Raw genomic sequence first — 18,682 nt, 5'->3', positions numbered from 1 at the left:
AGTCACTCCGGGATGTAGTTGCCCGGAATTATCTCGCCTTCGCGTTGTACGTGCACGCTCTTGCCAAACATCAGCCCGGTTTCGACTTCACCGGACAGCTGATAGCGGATCGGTTGGTCCGGCCGCTCAAGCATCTTCACCACCCGTTTGACGTGACGCCACAGGTTGGTGTTGACCGGCACCTTGAAGGTTTCACGCCCATGAGCGGGCACCGTGAACCAGGTGCTGGTCTGGCCCTCGGCCAGTTTGATGTTGTTGAGGCTGACGTTGTAGCTCAGGCCACGGATGGGCAGGCTGAAATCGTTGGGATTTTCGATGCGAAAATGCAGCATGAAGCGCTGCTCAAGCAGCTTGGCCTTGATGATGTCGACCTTGACCAGATGCACCTTGGGCGCGGTGAACTCGCCAGTGAACCAGGTAGAGCACCCATTCACGGCCATTAGCAGGCTCAACAGGATCAGTCGGCTTATTATTGTTATCAGTTGTGCCTGTTGCCGCATGCGGTTACTCCACCAGATGGCCCAGTGTAACAAGCAAGCGCTTGGCTGCAATCGGTTGTGGGCGGAAAAAAACCTGCGCCATACTGTCGGGCCAAGAGCGTGCCGGAGTGCTGGCCGCAGGCGCCTTTGCCCGCCAGCGGCGCGCGAGCCTAGCGCGTCATTTTGACAGGAGTGTGACCATGAGCCGTTACGAGATTGCCTTTTCCGGGCAGATCCAGCCCGGTGCCGACCTGGAGCAGGTCAAGGCCAATCTGGCCCGCCTGTTTCAGGCCGATGCTCAGCGCATAGCCCTGCTGTTTTCCGGGCGGCGCATGGTCATCAAGAACAATCTGGACCCGGCTGCTGCCGAGAAGTACCGCATCACCCTGGAGCGGGCTGGCGCGGTAGTGGATGTGCTGGATATGGACTTGCCCATCGAAAATATTGAGTTGGCCCCCCCTCCTGCTGAGCAGCCAGCGCCCAGCTTGTCGCCAGCCTCTGCGCCGGGCTCGGTGAGTGGCAGTAGCGGACGGCTGCAGGTGGCGCCGCGCGATGAGTACATGGCAGCTTTTTCAGGCGTGGATGCACCGGACTTCGGCCTGGCGCCGGTGGGTGCCGACCTGCAGGATCAGCCGGTCGATCCTGCAGCACCGGCGGTGGATCTCAGCCAGTTCAGCCTGGCACCCGTGGGTAGCGACATGGGCCAGGCGAGGCCCGAACCGGCTGCGCCACCACCGGATACCTCCCACCTCAAGGTGCTTTGAGTGTCAGGCCTCAGCCAGGCAGGAACGCGCTGCAGCACTTCTTGAATTTCTGCCCGCTGGCGCAGGGACAGGCATCGTTGCGGCCATATTTGCCCGGCACGGTCGGATCGAGAAAGTACCAGCGCCCCGCAACTTCGACGAATGCCGAGTTTTCTCGGTGGCTATGCTCGCCCTGTGTATCGCGCCAGTGGGCGGTGAAGGTGACACGAGCATGCCTGGGCTGACCGGGCAGCTCTTCATGCTGTTCCACCGTCAGCCCCAGCCACTGGCTCTGGCGGCTCCACTGCTCGATGGCCTGGCGATCCAGCCCGGCTTGCTGCGCGGGCAGGGTGGTGTTCACCAAATAGTCGATTTCACCCAGTGCGTAGGCGCAGTAGCGCGAGCGCATCAGTGCCGCGGCGTTGGCTGCGTTCTGCCCCAGGTGCAGTGGGGCGCAGCAGTGTGCATAGCTGCGGCCAGAGCCACAGGGACATTCCGACTGGCTCATCTCACCACCAGTACTTGCCGAAGTTTTCCGGGTTGGCCCAGAACTTGGCGTTCAGCCAGTCCGGCACCTGCTTGTAGCTGAGCAGGTCGTAGGTAAACAGATGCAGAGTCTGCTGTTCGCGCTGGAAACACTCGCTGGCCTGTAGTGCCAGGGCGAAGAAGTCGGTTTCCTGCCAGTGACAGGCTGCCAGGTCGGCCAGTACTGCCAGTCTATTGCTGTTGAGGTTGCGAATGCCGCCAAGCAACTCCAGGCCTTCGCGCTTGGGCAGGTGTTCCAGGCAATCGACCACCAGCGCCAGGTCATAACGCTTGGCCGCCAGTTCGGTGCTGAGTGGCACCGTTTGACTCTGATCAATACGGCAATCCGGGTGAGCCTCTACAAAGGCTTGCACGGCAGGCATTTCGCTGGCGCCAAGCACCAGCAGACTCCGTGGCTGATAGCGGTCCAGCAGGGCGGCCAGGGCTTGCTGCGGCGTACGAGAGGAAATGGCGATAGTCATGGGCGTCCCTTGATTCAATTCGTCAGCCTAACGTGGCGCTGTCGTACTGACTAGATTTGACGGATTTTAAAAATAGCGTCTTTAATTCCAAAATCGGGATAAACCGATTCATCGAGGAGAGTCGACAATGAGCATGGTAAGGACTGCAGTACCCCTGATTCTGGTTAGCGGCCTGTTGAGTGGTTGCGCCGGCCTGGTTGAAAGCGACTGGCCGACCTGTGCCGCTGTCGGAGGTGTTGGCGGTGCCGCACTGGGCGCTATCGAAAGCTCCAGTTGGGCCGCTGCCGGTCTGGGCGTAGGTGCCATCACCGGTGCCGCTTATTGCTGGGTCCACGGCGATGCCGATGGTGACGGCGTGGTCAACAAACTCGACAAGTGCCCGGGGACTCCGAAAGGCACCAAGGTCGATGCCGATGGCTGCCCGGTTCCGGAAGAGGCCGCGCCTGCTCCGGTAGCTGAAGCTGCCGAGCCGGTGCGTGTGGAGCTGGACGTCAAGTTCGACTTCGACAAGGCCGTGGTCAAGGAAGAAAGTCAGGCTGACATCAAGGCGCTGGCTGATTTCATGAGCCAATACCCGCAGACCACCGCGACCGTTGAAGGTCACACTGATGCCGTTGGTACCGATGCCTACAACCAGTCCCTCTCCGAGAAGCGTGCCGGTGCGGTGCGTGACGTGCTGGTCAATCAGTACGGCGTAGGTGGCGAGCGTCTCAATTCGGTGGGTTATGGCGAGAGCCGTCCGGTTGCCGATAACGCCACTGAAGAAGGCCGTGCCATCAACCGCCGCGTTGAAGCCGAAGTCGAAGCTCGTCCGTAAGTCGCTTCAAGCCTGCGACGGCCTTGACCTCTGGTCTGGCCGTCTGCAGGTTGCCTTGTAGACCTGCAGCGTGTGGTCTTAACTCTTGTGTCACCGGGACTTAACCGGAGACACAGGAGATCATGCCATGAGAACAAGACTCTCAAGGGCTGCACTACCCCTTCTCTTGGTCAGCAGTGTTCTCACTGGTTGTGTTTCAACCTCCAGCACGGGGGATGCGGCACTCAATCAGCAGAACTGGCCTATTTGTAGCTTGATCGGCGGTGCCGTAGGCGGCGGATTGGGCGCGATAGAAAGCTCAGCCTGGGCCGGTGGTGGCGCTGCTGCCGGTGCCTTGGTCGGCGGGCTGATCTGCTATGCGCAGGATGGCGACCAGGACAGCGACGGCGTGCACGATCGCCGAGACCGTTGCCCGGATACGCCGGCAGGCTCTGCGGTTTTCCCCAACGGTTGTCCTTACAAGGATGATCCCGCTCCCGCCCCCGTAGCCGAACCAGAAGTCGCTCAGGACGAAGTCATTGTGCTCAGTGATCTGGGCAATGTGCTGTTCGAGTTCAATTCGGCAGAACTGACGAGTAACGCGCAGGCCGTGCTGGATCAGGTGGCCAATCGCCTGACCGGTGCCAGTCTGGTCAGTGTGCGGGTAGTCGGGCATACCGATAGCGTCGGTTCGGATGCCTACAATCAGGGCCTTTCCGAGCGACGTGCTCAAAGTGTCGTCAGCTATCTGTCCAGTCATGGCGTGCCAGCTGAGAAGCTTTCGGCTGCCGGGCAGGGCGAAAGCCAGCCGGCTGCGGATAACTCGACCGACGCCGGGCGGGCGCAGAACCGTCGGGTGGAGTTGTTCGTCGATCGTTGAGTGTTGTTGTGGTCGATCAGGGGCGCCTAGGCGTCCCTTGTCGTTTCTGGTGTTTGGCAAGGGCCAAAGCTATGGTGGCGGCTCCTGTCGTGTGGAGATTACATATGCTGTGGTTGCGCGTTGTGGCCCACGCCCTTGTGCTGCTGTTCTGGGGGCTGGTGCTGGCCAACCTGTTGGCTCCAGTGAGTCAGCCATTTGCCGGGCTGCTGCAGTTGAGCGGCGTTGCCATGCTGGTGCTGAATCTGCTGGCTGTGGCTATCCATCATCAGTTGCTCAAGCAGCATCCAGGTTCCTGGCTCCAGCGCCTGCTGGTCTTGCCGTTCGGCGCCTTGCGGCTGCCTGCTCCAGGTCGAGCGGCAGAGGGTTTTGGCGCCGTCTGATCAGAACGTCGGGCGGGCGCTGGCCATGGCGATCAGCAGCAGGCCGAGCAGCAGGTTGAAGCCCACCAGACGGCGAATTTTCCCTAGGGCCTCACCGCCGGCGGGCCAGTTCTCGGCAGTAATCGCCTGGCGCAGGCCTGGCAGTTGCAGCAGTTGTACGCGCAGGAACAGAGTGAGCATGGCCAGGTACAGGCCCATCATGATCTGCACATAGCGCGGTGCGGTTTCCAGACCGGCAAAGCGCAGGTGCAGCAAGCCCACACCGCTGATTGGCAGCACCAGCACAGCCAGCCATACCCAGCGGAAGAAGCGCTGGAATACCGAGGCCCACAGGCGCAGACGCTCGGGTGCCTGCAGGACCTCGACGGCCGCGGGGCGCAGGATCATCCAGGCGAAGAACATGCCGCCGACCCAGATGAGGGCGGCGAGGACGTGCAGGGCGTAGAGCAGGGCGAAAGGCGTCATCACGGACTCCGGCGATGGAAAGACGGGGCGCTATCATAGCTGGCCTGATAAAGTACTGAGAATTTATCCAGCTCCTGCGTTGTCCGATCCATGCTCAGTGCCGAACTCAAAGCCCAGATTCAGGGCGCCTACACCCGCTTTCTCGAGGCCAAGGGGCACAAGCCCCGCTATGGCCAGCGCCTGATGATTGCCGAGGTGGCCAAGGGGTTGGGCGGCATTCGCTGTGACGATGAGGGGCATCGCGAGGGAGAGCCGGCCGTTGTGGCGGTTGAAGCAGGTACCGGTACCGGCAAGACCGTGGCCTACAGCCTGGCCGCGATTCCGGCAGCCAAGGCCGCCGGTAAGCGACTGGTGATTGCCACCGCCACCGTGGCGCTGCAGGAACAGATCGTTCACAAGGATCTGCCGGACCTGCTGCGCAACAGCGGGCTCAGCTTTAGCTTCGCTCTGGCCAAGGGACGGGGTCGCTACCTGTGCCTGTCCAAGCTCGATGCGTTGCTGCAGGAAGGCCAGGCACAGAGTGCCACCGCCCAGCTGTTTGCCGATGAAGGCTTTCGCATCGACGTCGACGAGCGCAGTCAGAAACTGTTCAACAGCATGATCGAGCGTTTGGCCGGTAACCGCTGGGACGGCGACCGCGACGCCTGGCCCGAGGCCGTTGATGACGAGGACTGGGCGCGCCTGACCACCGACCACAGCCAGTGCACCAATCGCCATTGTCCCAATTTCCAGCAGTGTGCCTTCTACAAGGCGCGAGAGGGCATGACCAAGGTCGACGTGATCGTCACCAATCACGACATGGTCCTGGCTGACCTGGCCCTGGGTGGAGGGGCAGTGTTGCCTGACCCACGCGAGACTCTCTATGTGTTCGACGAAGGCCACCACCTGCCGGACAAGGCCATTGGCCATTTCGCCCATTACACCCGCCTGCGCGCTACCGCCGACTGGCTGGCACAGATCGACAAGAACCTGAGCAAGCTGCTGGCCCAGCATCCCATGCCCGGCGAGTTGGGGCGTCTGGTCGAGCAGGTGCCGGAGCTGGCCCGCGAGCTGCGCAGTCAGCAGCAGTTCATGTTCGGAGCCTGCGAGGAGTTGGCCGACTTCCGCGCTGGCGAGGATATGGAAGGGCGCGAGCGTCCACGGCACCGTTTCCCGGCGGGTGTGGTGCCCGAGCACCTGCGCGAGATGGGCATCGAGCTGAAGAAGGGTTTTGCCAAGCTGACCGACCTGTTCACACGCCTGGCCGAATTGCTCAAGCAGGCGATGGATGGCGAGGCCGGTGTCGGCATCGCCAGTCATCAGGCCGAGGAGTGGTATCCGTTGTTCGGCAGCCTGTTGTCGCGTGCTCAGGGTAACTGGGACCTGTGGCTGGCCTTTACCGCCGAGGACCCTGAGGACAGCCCGCCGATGGCACGCTGGCTGACCCTGGCCGACAGCGGCGCGCTGTTTGATATCGAGGTCAATGCCAGCCCGATCCTCGCCGCCGAGACATTGCGCCGCAACCTGTGGAATGTTGCCTACGGCGCCCTGGTGACCTCGGCCACCCTGACCGCGCTGAACAGCTTCGAGCGTTTCCGCATGCGCGCGGGGCTACCCCGTTCGGCGGTGACCGCCGTGGTGCCGAGTCCGTTCATGCATGCCGATGCTGGCGTGCTGCGCGTGCCCGATCTCAAGGCCGATCCGCGTGATGCCGCGGCACACACCGCGGCGATCATCCGCGAGCTGCCCAATCTGGTCGATGGCGAGCGTGGCAGCCTGGTGCTGTTCGCCTCGCGCAAGCAGATGCAGGAGGTCTTTGATGGCCTGCCGCGTGACTGGCGCAAGCGTGTCCTGATCCAGGGCAACCTGTCCAAGCAGGAAACCCTGAACAAGCACAAGTCCAGGGTCGACGACGGTGAGGCGAGCGTGCTGTTCGGCCTGGCCAGCTTTGCCGAGGGCGTCGACCTGCCGGGGGCCTATTGCGAGCACGTGGTTATCGCCAAGATTCCCTTTGCCGTGCCGGATGATCCGGTGGAGGCGGCTCTGTCGGAGTGGATCGAGGCCCGTGGCGGCAATCCCTTCATGGAAATTGCCGTGCCGGATGCCTCGTTGCGTCTGGTGCAGGCCTGTGGCCGGCTGCTGCGGACCGAGGAGGACCGCGGCATTATCACCCTGCTCGATCGTCGGGTGGTGACACAGCGGTACGGCAAGGCCATCCTCAATGCCCTGCCGCCGTTTCGTCGCGAGATTGCCTGAGCGGACTAGTTGAGCAATTCGGCAAAGGCCTTGTCAGCTTCCAGCACCTCGGGCAGCTTGCTGAACAGCTCTTCCATGTCCAAACCTTCGCAAAGCGGACTGTCCAGCTCGTTCTTGGTCGCTTCCAGGTCGCCGTTATGTTGGTCTATCGCCTCGGCAATCATCACGGCCTGGGCCATCAGGCGTGGCAGTGGCATATCCGGGCCGGCCTTGTGGGGCTGCGTCTGCAGGGCGATGGCCTGCTGAATCACTTCCGGCAACTGCCAGCGCCTGGCCAGCTCGGCACCGACCTCTGGGAAGCCAAAGCCCAGCTGCAACGTCTCCTGAGCCACGCGGCCGGCGGCATCCCCGGCGTTCTTGCGATTGAGGCGGGCGGCAATTTCCGGTACGCCGGTCTGAATCAAGAGTTCACCGATGTTGTGCATCATGCCGCAGGTAAAGGCAGTTTCCGCGGCTACGCCCCGGCTTTTGGCCAATAGCCGGCACAGGCTGGCAACCTTGAAACTGTGCAGCCAGAAGGCCTTGAGGTCGAAGCCGGAGTCGGTCTTGAAGGCCCCGGTGACCGCCGAGGCCAGAACCAGGGTACGCAGGGTGTTGAAGCCCAGGCGGTTGGCGGCATCTTCGACGCTGGCGGCCTCGCGGGCGCCACGGAAGCGCGCCGAGTTGGCCAGGCGCAGGACCTTGGCGGCGATTACCGGGTCCAGGGATATATTGCGCGCCACGCTGTCGATGCTGGTGTTGGGGTTGTCGAATTGCAAGATCAGGTCCTGGGCGACCTTGGGAATGCTGGGTAGGCTGTGCAGCTGATCGAAAAGACTGTGCAGATCCATGAAAACGCTCCGACGGGTTGAACCATGTAAAAACAATAGTCAGGGGTCAGGGTTTTGCTCCGGCTTTTGCGCGAAACTACAAAAAATACACTGATTTTTTTGAGGGATTGGCTGTGACAACAGGCGTTATGCAACACCGCAACCGGCTCTCGGCTGCCTTGCTCATGGTTTTGCTGGGCTCGTCCGGTTTGGCCTCGGCGGCGGAGTCGGTGCTGTTCAACTTCGTACGACCACTGGATAGCGTGCAGGTTGCCCTGAAGGATGCCGTGCTGCCCGATCTGCAGGCCGAGACCAACGGTCAGGGGGAGATTCTCCGGCGCGTGACCTTCAACCCCGCCGCGCAGCCGACCCTGAGCCTGACACCGGCACAGGGCAGCTGGGACTGGTCGCAGCAGGGCGCCATGAGTCTGCGTCTGCAAAATGCCATGGACTGGGACCTGACCCTGCTGGTGCGCATCGAGTCGCTCGATGGCCAGCAGCTCCTCAGTCGTGTTGCCGTACCGGCCGGCCCTGCGCAAACCCTGCTGGTACCGCTGCTGGCCACGGCGCCTATTGCTCAGGGCATGCGCGCGGCGCCGCCGATGCCCTGGCGGCATAACGGTCAAAGCTGGCTGGTGGCCACCGAAGTCAGCGGCCAGCTGGATGCGCGCCAGATCAAGCGCGTGGAGTTGTCGCTGGAGCAGCCGCAGGCTGCGCAAAGCCTTTTGCTCGGGCGTTTTGGCAGTCAGTCGGAGGCGCCGCTGGCTGCGGTGTATGCCGACCTGATCGACGCTTATGGCCAGTCGACCCGGCGTGACTGGCCGGGCAAGATCGCCAGCGACGCCCAGCTCAAGACCGAGGCGGCGCGTGAGCAGCAGCAGGTGCAGGGCTGGCTCAAGCAGCGCCCCGCGCAGGATCGTTTTGGCGGCTGGCAGACCAGTCAGCCGTTCGAGGCCAGTGGTTTCTTCCGCACCGAGCAGCGCGAGGGGCAGTGGTACCTGGTGACGCCGGAAGGCAATCCGTTCTTCTCCCTCGGGGTCAATGCGGTGACGCCCCACCAGAGTCAGACCTATGTGACTGGCCGGGAAAGCATGTTTCGGCAGTTGCCCAAGCCGGGCGAGCCGCTGGCAGCCTTCTACGGCGAGGCGGACAGCCGCAGTGACAATGCCGCCAATCGCGGCCGTGGCTATGCCCAGGGCCAGTGGTATGACTTCTATGCCGCCAACCGTGCACGCAGCTACGGCCAGGCCGACTTGCCTGCCTGGCGCAGCAGTGCCCTGCAGCGCCTGCAGGCCTGGGGTTTCAATACCCTGGGAGGCTGGAGCGAAGGCGTATTCAGTGGCGAGGACCGCATTCCCTACACCATCTCGCTGTCGATCCAGGGCGACTTCGCCACCATCGACAGCGGCAATGCCTGGTGGGGCGGGGTTCCCGATCCGTTCGATCCGCGCTTTGCCATGGCGGTTGAGCGTGCGGTGGCGATTACCGCCCGCGATCATCGGGAAGACCCCTGGCTGCTGGGTTTCTTCGCCGACAATGAGGTGGCCTGGGCTGCGCCTGGCGGCGAGCCGCAGGCACGCTATGCACTGGCTTATGCCACCCTGCGTCTGACTACCGACGTGCCGGCCAAGCGCGTGTTCCTCAAGCAGCTGCGCGACAAGTACCGCAACCATGAAGGGCTTTCCAAGGCCTGGGGCATCGAGCTGAGGGCCTGGGAACTGATGGAGGACCCCGGCTTCCAGGCGCCCTTGCCGAGTGCCGAGTTCCCGGCCATTGAAAAGGATCTGCAGCGCTTTCTGCGCACCTATGCCGATACCTACTTCAAGACCATTGCCGACTCTCTGGAGTGGCATGCGCCCAATCACCTGCTGCTGGGTGGGCGTTTTGCCGTCAGCACCCCTGAGGCGGTGGCCGCCTGCGCGCAGTACTGCGATGTGCTGAGCTTCAACCTGTACACCCGAGAGCCCGAGCATGGCTACGACTTTGCCGTGCTCAAGGAGCTGAACAAGCCGGTGCTGATCAGCGAGTTCCACTTCGGCTCGCGTGATCGCGGGCCGTTCTGGGGAGGGGTGGTCGAGGTGTACAAGGAAGAGGAACGTGGCCCAGCCTATGCCCAGTTCCTGGAAAAAGCTGCCCGCCAGCCGCTGATCGTTGGTGCGCACTGGTTCCAGTACCTCGACCAGCCCGCCAGTGGCCGCCTGCTGGATGGCGAGAACGGCCACCTGGGGCTGGTAGCCATCACCGATCGTCCCTGGCAGGGCTTTGTCGAGCAGGTACGCAAGGCCAACCTGCAGTTGCCGAACTGGCTGAAGGCACCGCCCGCAGCACCTATGCCGGGGCATTCCGCCGCTCAATAAAGCGTGCACCCACCTTGCGCCGGGTTTCCCGCGCTGGGTGGGCCTGAAACAATCGCGTCCCGCTACTCATTCATCCCGCAGTACAGGAGTTCGGCTGTGCAGATTCAGGGCTATTTCGATCTTCGTTTCGAGGCGGTGAAGGAGGCCTTCGCCGCGTTGTTCAATGATCCGCAGGAGCGCGGTGCCGCCTTGTGCGTACAGATCGACGGGGAAACCGTGCTCGATCTGTGGGCTGGTGTGGCCGACAAGGACGGCGAGCAGGTCTGGCACAGCGATACCCTGGCCAACCTGTTCTCTTGCACCAAGACCTTTACCGCGGTGGCCGCCCTGCAGCTGGTCGATGAAGGCAAACTGGCGTTGGATCGGCCGGTGGCGCAGGATTGGCCGGAGTTCGCCCAGGCCGGCAAGGGTGCCATCACCCTGCGTCAGCTGCTCAGCCATCAGGCTGGCTTGCCGGCCCTGCGCGAGATGCTGCCGCCCGAAGCGTTGTATGACTGGCGGGCGATGACCGCGGCGTTGGCGGCGGAACAGCCCTGGTGGCAGCCGGGCAGCGGACATGGCTATGCCCCGATCACCTATGGCTGGCTGCTCGGTGAGCTGATCCGGCGGGTCGAGGGCTGTGGGCCGGGCGAGGCCATCGTGCGGCGTACGGCCACCCCGCTGGGGCTGGATTTCCATATCGGCCTGCACGATGACGAGTTTCCTCGGGTGGCGGCCATCGGCCGGAAGAAGGGCGATCTCGGCGATGCGGCCGCCCAGCGCCTGCTGCGCTGCATGATGAGCGAACCAGCCTCGATGACCACGCGGGCCTTCACCAATCCGCCGTCGATCATGACCAGCACCAACAAGCCTGAGTGGCGACGCATGCAGCAGCCGGCAGCCAACGGCCACGGTACGGCACGGGCGCTGGCTGGTTTCTACACGGGGTTGCTGCAGGGGCAGCTGCTGGATGCGGCCTTGCTCGCCGAGCTGACCCGCGAGCACGCCTGTGGCGAGGACCGCACCCTGCTGACCCAGACCCGCTTCGGCCTTGGCTGCATGCTTGATCAGCCGCAGGTGGCCAACGCTACCTATGGTCTCGGTCCGCAGGCCTTCGGCCATCCGGGGGCAGGGGGCTCCATCGGCTTTGCCGACCCACAGCGCGGCGTGGCGTTCGCCTTCGTGACCAACAGCCTAGGCCCTTACGTGCTGATGGACCCCCGTGCACAGCGCCTGGCTCGCCTGCTGGGCGAGTGTCTGTAATCCGCTAAGCGTGCTGCTGCAGTGAGTGGCTGAGTGCTTGCTGCAGTTCATCCAGTTGCTCGGGCTGCAGTTGCAGGATCGCCAGGCAGGCTGGTGCCAGCTTGGCCCATTCGTGGCCCTGGCTGCGGCCGCTCTTGCGCTGGTGGAAATGTTCGGCCAATTGGCTTAGCGCCACCAGGCGGGCACTGGCGGCGGGGAGGTTGCCGCCGGGGTGGCTGAGCAGGATGAAGTCGTGGTGGTGGCGGATCGCCTGGCAGATTTCCTCGGGTAGCGACCAGCTCTGCGCCAGCATGCAGCCGACCAAGGCGTGGTTGGTCGGAAGGTGCTCTTCCTCAATTTCGGTGAAGCGCCGCAGTGGCTCGGCATTGGCCAGGCCAAGAATCTCGCGGTATTGCGGGAATTTGCGCATCAGCACCGGCACTCCGCAATCGCGGAACAGACCGAAGGTGTAGGCATCATCGGCGTGCACCCCCTGCTGCTGGCCAAGCAGGCCAACCAGCATGCCGGAGTACTCGGCAATTTTCTCCGAGGCATCCCAGAAACGTTCCAGGCTAGGGCGGCCGGAAAACTCACTGCGCAGGGCTATGCCGGCCAGGGCCTTGCTCGCCACGTCCAGCCCCAACAGGTTAAGCGCCTGTAGCACGGTGCGGGCGCGCAGGCGAAAACCGAAATAGGGCGAGTTGGCGATCTTCACCAGACCGGCAGCCAGTCCCACATCGCGACTGACGTAATCAGAAATGCGGCGGAAATCAGGCTCCGCGCTTCGCAGCTCCTGGCCGAGCTGATCGAGTATGGCCGGGCGCGGCGGAATGCCGATATCCAGCACGGTCTTGCGGTACAGCTCGTCCAGTTCGCTGGAGACGACTTCACTGGTCATGGGGGCTTTCCGGGTGGGTTTGCTGGAAGTGCTGCAGCCAGGCGGTGATTTCCTCGGCGCCCATCGGCCGGGCGTGCAGATAACCCTGGATGGCATCTACCCCGGCACGCTGCAGGGTGTGCAACTGGTCGAGGTTTTCCACCCCCTCGGCCACCACGGTCATGCCCAGCTCGCGGCCAAGCTGGGTGATGGCGCGTACCACGGCCAGCACACGCTTGTCGTCGGGCAGCGGGGCGATGAAGGCGCGGTCGAGTTTGAGTTTGCCGGCGGGTATGTCCTTGAGCGTGGCCAGGCACGAATAACCGGTGCCGAAGTCGTCGATCGACAGGCTGACGCCCATCTCGATGGCCTTGCGCAGGTTGCTCTGCACCAGCTCGGAGATGTCCATGAACAGCGACTCGGTGATCTCCAGTTCGAGCAGGGCCGGCGGCGTTTCGCTGCACAACAGGGCGGTGTACAGCGCCTGGGAGAACTTGGGCGCGGTCAGCTGGGCCCGCGAGACGTTGACCGCGATCTTGGTCGGCACGCCCAGATCGAGCAGGCGCTTTGCCTGCAGCGCCGCCTGCAGCAGGCACCACTCGCCGAGCCGCACTACCAGGCCGGTCTTTTCCGCCACCGGAATGAACTTGCTCGGTGGAATCAGCTCGCCGTTCAGCTCACAGCGCATCAGTGCCTCGATCGCCTCGATGCGTCCGTCGAAGGTGACGATGGGCTGGTAGTGCAGGTACAGGCCGCCGATCTCCAGGGCGGCATGCAGCTTGTGTTCGACCTCCAGCTCCTCGCGGGCCAGCTTGACCCCCAGGCGGCCGGCCTGTTTCTCCTCGCCGGAGAGCACGTGCATGGCGCCGCCCTGGTGCTTGCCATCGAGCATAGCGTGTTCGGCGCGTTGCAGGAGGCTTTCCGCCGACTCGTCGTATTCCAGGCAGGCGACGCCGATGGAGGCGGTCGGGTGCAGGCACATGGCGCCGATTTCCAGCGGGGCGCTGATTAGGCTGAGCAGCTCGGCGGCGAGCATCTGCGCTTCGCCCTGGCGCAGCATGGGCGCGAGGATGGCGAATTCGTCGGCGCTCATCCGCGCCACATGACCGCGATGGCCGATGCCATGGCTCAGGCGGTTGCCCAGCTTGGCGATCACGCTGTCGCCACCGCCCAGGCCGAGCGAGTCGTTGACCTTGCGGAAACGATCAAGGTTCAGCCACAGCGCGGCCAGTGGCTGGCGGTTCTTCTGCGCCAGCTCGGTCAGGCGTGCGCCCATACGCAGGCAGCCCTGGCGATTGAGGCAGCCGCTGAGCGGATCGATGACGGAGGGATCGGACACGCTGGTACATCCAATCGGGGCTTGCTACAGAGCCTTGACCCTGAACCGACAGATTGCAAGGCAAGAGCGCCGCAGAGGGCTTATCATGGCCGACAGCATGAACCCGTCGGTAGTTTCGGGTCGGCGCACTATTCCATCGGGGGGAATAACCATGAAGAAAATCATCTGTCTGTTCAGTCTGGCTATGCTCGCCGGTTGCAGCGGCTTTCCCAGTGAACGGGTCAGTGCCAGCGACAACAAGCCGCTGACACCCAAGCAGGAGGTTGAAGCCCTGGCGGGCGATACCAAGGCCTGGCTGGATCGCTACGAACCGAAGTTGAAGGCCGCGATCGAGGGCAGCGGTTTTACCTTGGAGCGTCGGCGCAATGTGCTGGCAGTGAGCATGCCGGTACAGGGCGGTTTCAACCCCGATCGTCCGCAGATGCTGATGCCGGCCAAACTCGGCCCGCTGACCCGGCTGGCCAAGATTGCCGAGCAGGATGCCGATGCCGCCGTACTGGTGCTGGGCCATGCCGACAGCAGTGGTGTTGCCGAGCAGAATCTGAAACTCAGCGAGCAGCGTGCCGCTGCGGTGGCCTCGATCTTCCGTCTCAGTGGTCTGCAGCGTGACCGCATGCTGCTCAAGGGCATGGGCTCGAACATGCCGCGTGCAGCCAACGACAGCGCGGCTGGGCGTGCGCTCAATCGCCGGGTAGAGATCATCCTGACGCCGAAGAACACGCTGGTGGCGCTGATGAATTTCTACAGTCAGCCGGCACAACCGACTCTTGTCGCAGATCAATCCAGCAAACCCAAGGCCAACTAAGCTGCGCTCAGACTTTTCTTGCGGAGCATTGCCATGACTCAGAACCTCGCCGACATGCGGCGCGACTACACCCGGGATGGCCTGAGCGAAGCTCTGGCTCCGGATGAACCTTTCAGTCTGTTCCACCGCTGGTTTGGCGAGGCGGTGAAGACCGAGCAACTGCCGGTCGAGCCCAATGCCATGACCCTGGCCACGGTGGACGCCGACGGTCGCCCGCATTGCCGGGTGCTGCTGCTCAAGGCGCTGGATGAGCGTGGCTTTACCTTCTTCAGCAATTACGACAGTGCCAAGGGCGAACAGCTGGCGGCGCGTCCGTTCGCCGCCATGACCTTCTTCTGGCCCAGCTTGGAGCGCCAGGTGCGCATCGAGGGTCGCGTCGAGCGCGTCAGCGCCGAGGAGTCCGACGCCTACTTCCAGGTTCGCCCGCTGGGCAGTCGCCTGGGCGCCTGGGCTTCACCGCAGAGCCGCATCATCGCTGACCGTGATGAGCTGGAGCGGCTGCTGGCCGAAACCCAGGAGCGTTTTCTCAACACCGCGCCGCACTGCCCTGAACACTGGGGTGGCTATCGCCTGCTGGCCGAGCGTATCGAGTTCTGGCAGGGGCGAGCTAGTCGCCTGCATGACCGCCTGAACTACCGCCTGGTCGAGGGCAACTGGCAGCGTGAGCGGCTGGCTCCCTGATCCATGCGGGTGGTCTTTGCCCCCGACTCATTCAAGGAGTGCCTGACCGCCGGCGAAGTCGCGGCGGCCATGGCGCGTGGCTGGCAGGGGGTTGATCGGCAGGCCGAGTGCATTTGCGTGCCGATGGCCGACGGTGGCGAAGGCACGCTGGATGCCTTGCTCGCGTCCCGTTGCGGCCAGCGCCTGCAGGCCCGGGTCGAGGGGCCGCTGGGCGAGCCTGTGCAGGCCGACTGGGGGCTGCTTGCGGATGGTACGGCGATTATCGAAGTGGCGGCCGCCAGCGGCCTGGCACTGGTGGAGGCCGGTCGGCGAGATGCGCTGCGTGCCAGCAGTTTTGGCACAGGCCAGTTGATCGTCGAAGCACTGAAGCATGGCGTCCGCCATCTGCTGCTGACCCTCGGCGGCAGCGCCTGCAACGATGGCGGTGCCGGCTTGCTGCAGGCGCTCGGCGTCAGCCTGCGTGATGCGGGTGGTGCCGAGCTTGAGCGTGGTGGCGCGGCATTGGCGCGCTTGCACCATGTCGACCTGTCCGGACTGGATCAGCGTCTCAAGGACTGCACCTTCGAGGCCGCGGTGGATGTCGATAATCCGCTCTGTGGCCCGCGTGGCGCCTCAGTGGTATTCGGCCCGCAGAAAGGCGCCAGCCCGGCGCAGGTGGCGCTGCTCGATTCTGCTCTCGGGCACTACGCCCGCTTGCTGGAAGAGGCAGCCGGACTCCCTGCTGCCGCTCTCGCCGGCAGCGGTGCAGCTGGCGGCATCGGCTTTGCCCTGCGTTGCGTCTTGACGGCGGTGCTGCGCCCGGGCGTGAGCCTGGTGGCCGAACAGGTGGGGCTGGCGGCGCATCTGCAGGGCGCCGATCTGCTGGTGACCGGCGAGGGGCGCCTGGATGGTCAGACGCTGCACGGCAAGACCCCGCTCGGCGTGGCACGCCTGGCTCAGGCCGCGGGTGTGCCGGTGGTGGCTTTGGGGGGAAGTCTCGGCCCCGGTTATGAGGCGCTCTATGAGCAGGGCGTGAGCGCCGCGTTCAGTCTGTGCGAGGGGCCACAATCGCTGGCCGAAGCGATGGCCTGTGCCGAGCTGCAGATCGAGTCACGCATGCGCGCCATTGCCCGCCTGTGGCGCGTGGCTCAGGGCCGATAGTTCCCCGCGGCCTGCTGTAGCCATTCAGGCAGGTCACTGCGCCTGATCTTCTCGGCCTGAGCCTTGGCCAGTTGCTCGAGCATATAGGCGCGTTTACCGGCATCACCTTCGGCCATCGATAGCGCGAGATCGCGATCGCTCCAGCGGCGAATGCGGATAAACAGCCACCAGTGAAAGTACAGGCCGGCGGCGGTGGTGATGAAAATGATGAAGTAATCCATGGGCTATCCTCTGCTCGCGTGCAGGCTACTGCAGGATGCGGGGCTGGTGACACTGGGCTGATTGTCGCGCGCTGCCAGGGTTTTTCCCAGATCGGCGGTGACACTCGGCGTTTGCCGCGGTCTAATGGCTACATCTTTGAAGCGAGGACTCATCATGCGTAAATCCGTTGTGCTGCTGGCTACCATGACCAGTGTTGGCCTGCTGCTTGGCGGCTGCCAGTCGAGCCTGACCGGCGACTCCTATTCCCGCGACGAAGCGCGCCAGGTACAGACCGTGCGCATGGGCACCATCGAGAGTTTGCGGCCGGTGAAAATCGAAGGCACCAAGACGCCGATCGGCAGTGTTGCCGGTGCGGCTGTGGGTGGCATCGGTGGTAGCGCCATCGGAGGCGGCAAGGGCAGCTATGTCGCCGCGATCATCGGTGCGGTGGCCGGCGGCCTGATCGGTGCGGCTACCGAGGAGGGATTGACCCGTGCTCAGGGCGTGGAGATCACCGTGCGTGAAGATGACGGTTCGTTGCGCGCCTATGTGCAGGAAGTGCAGGAAAACGAGATTTTCCGGGTTGGCGAGCGTGTGCGCATCATGAGTGTCAACGGCACCAGCCGCGTCGCCCACTGATCACACATCCAGCGAAAACGCCCCGCATTGCGGGGCGTTTTTGTTTCCGCTGTCAGGCGGGCTCTGCGGCTTTCAGCTGGCGACGCGGTTCCGGTTGGGCCTCGCGGCGGTGGAAGCTGTAGTCGGCGAGCGGTACCTGGCGTGTGGCCAGCCAGTAGCGCCAGGTCGACCAGGGCCAGATGGTGAAGTTCTTGCCGTCGCCCTGCTGGTACCAGCTGACGCAGCCTGAACTCCACACCGTCCCCTTCATCGCCGCCTGCACCTTGGCATTGAAACGCGCCTGCGCTTCGGGTTTTACATCCAGATAGTCGGCGCCACGGTTGTCCATAGCCTTCATGGCTTCGAGGATGTAGTGCACCTGCGCTTCGATCATGAAGATGATCGAGTTATGCCCCAGCGCGGTGTTGGGGCCGACCAACTGGTGCAGGTTGGGGTAGCCATGCACGCTGATGCCTAGGTAGGACTCGGCACCGTCCTTCCAGTCGTCCATCAGCTCGTGGCCGGGCAGGCCGCTGCAGGGGAAATCCTGCATGTACAGGCGTGGATCGACCTGGAAACCGGTGCCAAGGATGATGCAGTCGGCTTCTATCTCGCGGCCGCTGCTGGTCACCAGCGAGTGCTCGCGGATCTCGCGCACGCCTTCGCTGACCAGCTCCACGTTGGTCCGGTTGAACATGGGGTACCACTTGTTGGAAATCAGGATGCGCTTGCAGCCCAGCACATAGTCCGGCGTTAGTCGGCGCACCAGTTCGGGGTCCTTGACCTGGTAACGGATGAACAGCTTGGCCAGGTTCTGCAGGACCTTGGCGATCGCCGGATTGAAGATCGGCCAGACGCGCGATTCGTTGCTCCAGTACAGGCGCGCACGGTGCAGCTTGCGGATCAGCGGGAAGCGGGCGAAGAGCTTTTTCTTCCACTGCGGGTATTTGCGCGTATCGCGCGGGATGACCCAGGCCGGCGTGCGTTGCATCACGGTCAGTTGCTCGACCTCCGGAGCAATCTCCGGGCAGTACTGGATAGCGCTGCCGCCGGTGCCGATGGAAATCACTTTCTTGCCCTTCAGGTCGACGCTGTGGTCCCACTGCGCCGAATGGAACAGTGCGCCCTTGAAGGTTTCCATACCCTTGAACTGGGGGATGGCAGGTACGTGCAGCGGCCCGGAGGCGAGCACCACATGGCGTGCGCGGATCACATCGCCTGCTGCGGTGTCCAGTGTCCACAGGGCGGTGCTCTTGTCGAAACGGGCGCCGCTGACCATGCAGTTGGGGCGAATGTAGCGGCGCAGGCCGTAGGCCTCGGTGGTGTCGAGGATGTACTGCTGGATTTCCTGCCAGGGCGCATAGCGCTGGCTCCAGTCGGCCTTGCCGGCGAAGGAGAAGGAGTACATGTGCGATTGCACATCACAGGCCGCGCCCGGGTAGCTGTTGTCGCGCCAGGTGCCGCCCACTTCGGCGGCCTTTTCCAGCACCACGAAGCGATCGTTGCCGTCTTTCAGTAGCTGGATGGCCATGCACAGGCCGCCGAAGCCGGCGCCGATGATGGCGACATCCACCAGCAGCGGGGAAGGCGCGTTGGCCGGGTCGAACGATGGGGTGACGCGAGCATTCATGGGCAGTCTTCCTTCTTGT

Annotated in this window: 19 protein-coding genes and 1 pseudogene; 11 read left to right on the top strand and 9 right to left on the bottom strand. The window is 63.7% G+C overall.

The genetic code is table 11. The features are described 5' to 3' along the window. Nucleotides 1-2: 2 nt before the first annotated feature. Nucleotides 3-500, bottom strand: a complete 498-nt coding sequence (locus HNP49_RS07425; protein ID WP_184681951.1) for an LEA type 2 family protein — start codon at nt 498-500, stop codon at nt 3-5. Nucleotides 501-679: 179 nt separating this feature from the next. On the opposite strand from HNP49_RS07425, the gene HNP49_RS07420 reads away from it, so the two are divergent. Then, nucleotides 680-1,243, top strand: a complete 564-nt coding sequence (locus HNP49_RS07420; protein WP_184681949.1) for a hypothetical protein — start codon at nt 680-682, stop codon at nt 1,241-1,243. A 10-nt stretch (nt 1,244-1,253) separates the two neighbouring features. On the opposite strand, the gene HNP49_RS07415 is transcribed toward HNP49_RS07420, so the two are convergent. Both HNP49_RS07415 and HNP49_RS07410 read right to left on the bottom strand, forming a co-directional pair. Continuing rightward, nucleotides 1,254-1,730, bottom strand: a complete 477-nt coding sequence (locus tag HNP49_RS07415; RefSeq protein WP_184681947.1) for a YchJ family protein — start codon at nt 1,728-1,730, stop codon at nt 1,254-1,256. Nucleotide 1,731: 1 nt separating this feature from the next. Then, nucleotides 1,732-2,229, bottom strand: coding sequence for a DUF6231 family protein (locus tag HNP49_RS07410; RefSeq protein WP_184681945.1), 498 nt, complete (start codon nt 2,227-2,229; stop codon nt 1,732-1,734). A 127-nt stretch (nt 2,230-2,356) separates the two neighbouring features. On the opposite strand from HNP49_RS07410, the gene HNP49_RS07405 reads away from it, so the two are divergent. The 3 genes from HNP49_RS07405 (at nt 2,357) to HNP49_RS07395 (ending at nt 4,285) form a co-directional block, all read left to right on the top strand. Beyond that, nucleotides 2,357-3,046, top strand: a complete 690-nt coding sequence (locus HNP49_RS07405) for an OmpA family protein (protein ID WP_184681943.1) — start codon at nt 2,357-2,359, stop codon at nt 3,044-3,046. A 127-nt stretch (nt 3,047-3,173) separates the two neighbouring features. Next, nucleotides 3,174-3,905, top strand: a complete 732-nt coding sequence (locus HNP49_RS07400) for an OmpA family protein (RefSeq protein ID WP_184681941.1) — start codon at nt 3,174-3,176, stop codon at nt 3,903-3,905. 104 nt (nt 3,906-4,009) lie between these two features. After that, a complete protein-coding gene (locus HNP49_RS07395; protein WP_184681939.1) occupies nt 4,010-4,285 on the top strand; it encodes a DUF1145 domain-containing protein in 276 nt (91 codons plus the stop codon). Here the strand turns inward: HNP49_RS07395 and HNP49_RS07390 are convergent, their stop codons facing one another. After that, nucleotides 4,286-4,750 carry a CopD family protein gene (locus HNP49_RS07390; protein WP_184681937.1) on the bottom strand — a complete coding sequence of 155 codons (465 nt, stop codon included), beginning with the start codon at nt 4,748-4,750 and terminating at the stop codon, nt 4,286-4,288. 90 nt (nt 4,751-4,840) lie between these two features. Between HNP49_RS07390 and dinG the strand changes: the two genes are divergently transcribed. Continuing rightward, a complete protein-coding gene (dinG, locus tag HNP49_RS07385; protein WP_184681935.1) occupies nt 4,841-6,985 on the top strand; it encodes an ATP-dependent DNA helicase DinG in 2,145 nt (714 codons plus the stop codon). 5 nt (nt 6,986-6,990) lie between these two features. Here dinG and HNP49_RS07380 read toward each other — a convergent pair whose 3' ends face one another. Further along, entirely contained in the window at nt 6,991-7,815 is an 825-nt protein-coding gene (locus tag HNP49_RS07380; protein ID WP_184681933.1) for an HDOD domain-containing protein, read from the bottom strand. Nucleotides 7,816-7,943: 128 nt separating this feature from the next. Here HNP49_RS07380 and HNP49_RS07375 point away from each other — a divergent pair, with 128 nt between their 5' ends. After that, nucleotides 7,944-10,151: a beta-agarase gene (locus HNP49_RS07375; protein WP_184681931.1), complete on the top strand. Its 2,208-nt coding sequence runs from the start codon at nt 7,944-7,946 to the stop codon at nt 10,149-10,151. 96 nt (nt 10,152-10,247) lie between these two features. Next, nucleotides 10,248-11,393, top strand: a complete 1,146-nt coding sequence (locus tag HNP49_RS07370) for a serine hydrolase domain-containing protein (RefSeq protein ID WP_184681929.1) — start codon at nt 10,248-10,250, stop codon at nt 11,391-11,393. Between the two features lie 4 nt (nt 11,394-11,397). Here HNP49_RS07370 and HNP49_RS07365 read toward each other — a convergent pair whose 3' ends face one another. Next, a complete protein-coding gene (locus tag HNP49_RS07365) occupies nt 11,398-12,270 on the bottom strand; it encodes an HDOD domain-containing protein (RefSeq protein WP_184681928.1) in 873 nt (290 codons plus the stop codon). Continuing rightward, nucleotides 12,260-13,588 (bottom strand): bifunctional diguanylate cyclase/phosphodiesterase, encoded by a 1,329-nt coding sequence (locus tag HNP49_RS18820; protein WP_221445126.1) that lies wholly within the window; start codon nt 13,586-13,588, stop codon nt 12,260-12,262. Before HNP49_RS18820 ends, HNP49_RS07365 begins: the two co-directional genes overlap by 11 nt. Nucleotides 13,589-13,829: 241 nt before the next feature. Between HNP49_RS18820 and HNP49_RS07355 the strand changes: the two are divergent. The 3 genes and pseudogenes from HNP49_RS07355 to HNP49_RS07345 form a co-directional block, all read left to right on the top strand. Then, nucleotides 13,830-14,387, top strand: a pseudogene (locus HNP49_RS07355) (OmpA family protein); the annotation flags it as partial. Between the two features lie 39 nt (nt 14,388-14,426). After that, on the top strand, nt 14,427-15,074 hold the full coding sequence (gene pdxH, locus HNP49_RS07350; protein ID WP_184681926.1) for a pyridoxamine 5'-phosphate oxidase: 648 nt from the start codon (nt 14,427-14,429) through the stop codon (nt 15,072-15,074). Nucleotides 15,075-15,077: 3 nt separating this feature from the next. Next, on the top strand, nt 15,078-16,214 hold the full coding sequence (locus tag HNP49_RS07345) for a glycerate kinase (protein ID WP_184681925.1): 1,137 nt from the start codon (nt 15,078-15,080) through the stop codon (nt 16,212-16,214). On the opposite strand, the gene HNP49_RS07340 is transcribed toward HNP49_RS07345, so the two are convergent. After that, complete coding sequence (locus HNP49_RS07340) at nt 16,202-16,435, bottom strand: hypothetical protein (RefSeq protein ID WP_184681924.1); 234 nt, start codon at nt 16,433-16,435, stop codon at nt 16,202-16,204. The genes HNP49_RS07345 and HNP49_RS07340 overlap by 13 nt on opposite strands. Nucleotides 16,436-16,589: 154 nt before the next feature. On the opposite strand from HNP49_RS07340, the gene HNP49_RS07335 reads away from it, so the two are divergent. Continuing rightward, nucleotides 16,590-17,054, top strand: a complete 465-nt coding sequence (locus HNP49_RS07335) for a glycine zipper 2TM domain-containing protein (RefSeq protein ID WP_184681923.1) — start codon at nt 16,590-16,592, stop codon at nt 17,052-17,054. 52 nt (nt 17,055-17,106) lie between these two features. On the opposite strand, the gene HNP49_RS07330 is transcribed toward HNP49_RS07335, so the two are convergent. After that, nucleotides 17,107-18,663, bottom strand: a complete 1,557-nt coding sequence (locus tag HNP49_RS07330) for an NAD(P)/FAD-dependent oxidoreductase (protein ID WP_184681922.1) — start codon at nt 18,661-18,663, stop codon at nt 17,107-17,109. Nucleotides 18,664-18,682: the final 19 nt, after the last annotated feature.

Origin of the sequence: Pseudomonas fluvialis (assembly GCF_014207935.1) — a bacterium.
Classification (GTDB): Bacteria; Pseudomonadota; Gammaproteobacteria; order Pseudomonadales; family Pseudomonadaceae; genus Aquipseudomonas; species Aquipseudomonas fluvialis_A.
Note: the sequence above shows the minus strand (reverse complement) of the source record. Positions and strands in the feature narration are given on the sequence as shown.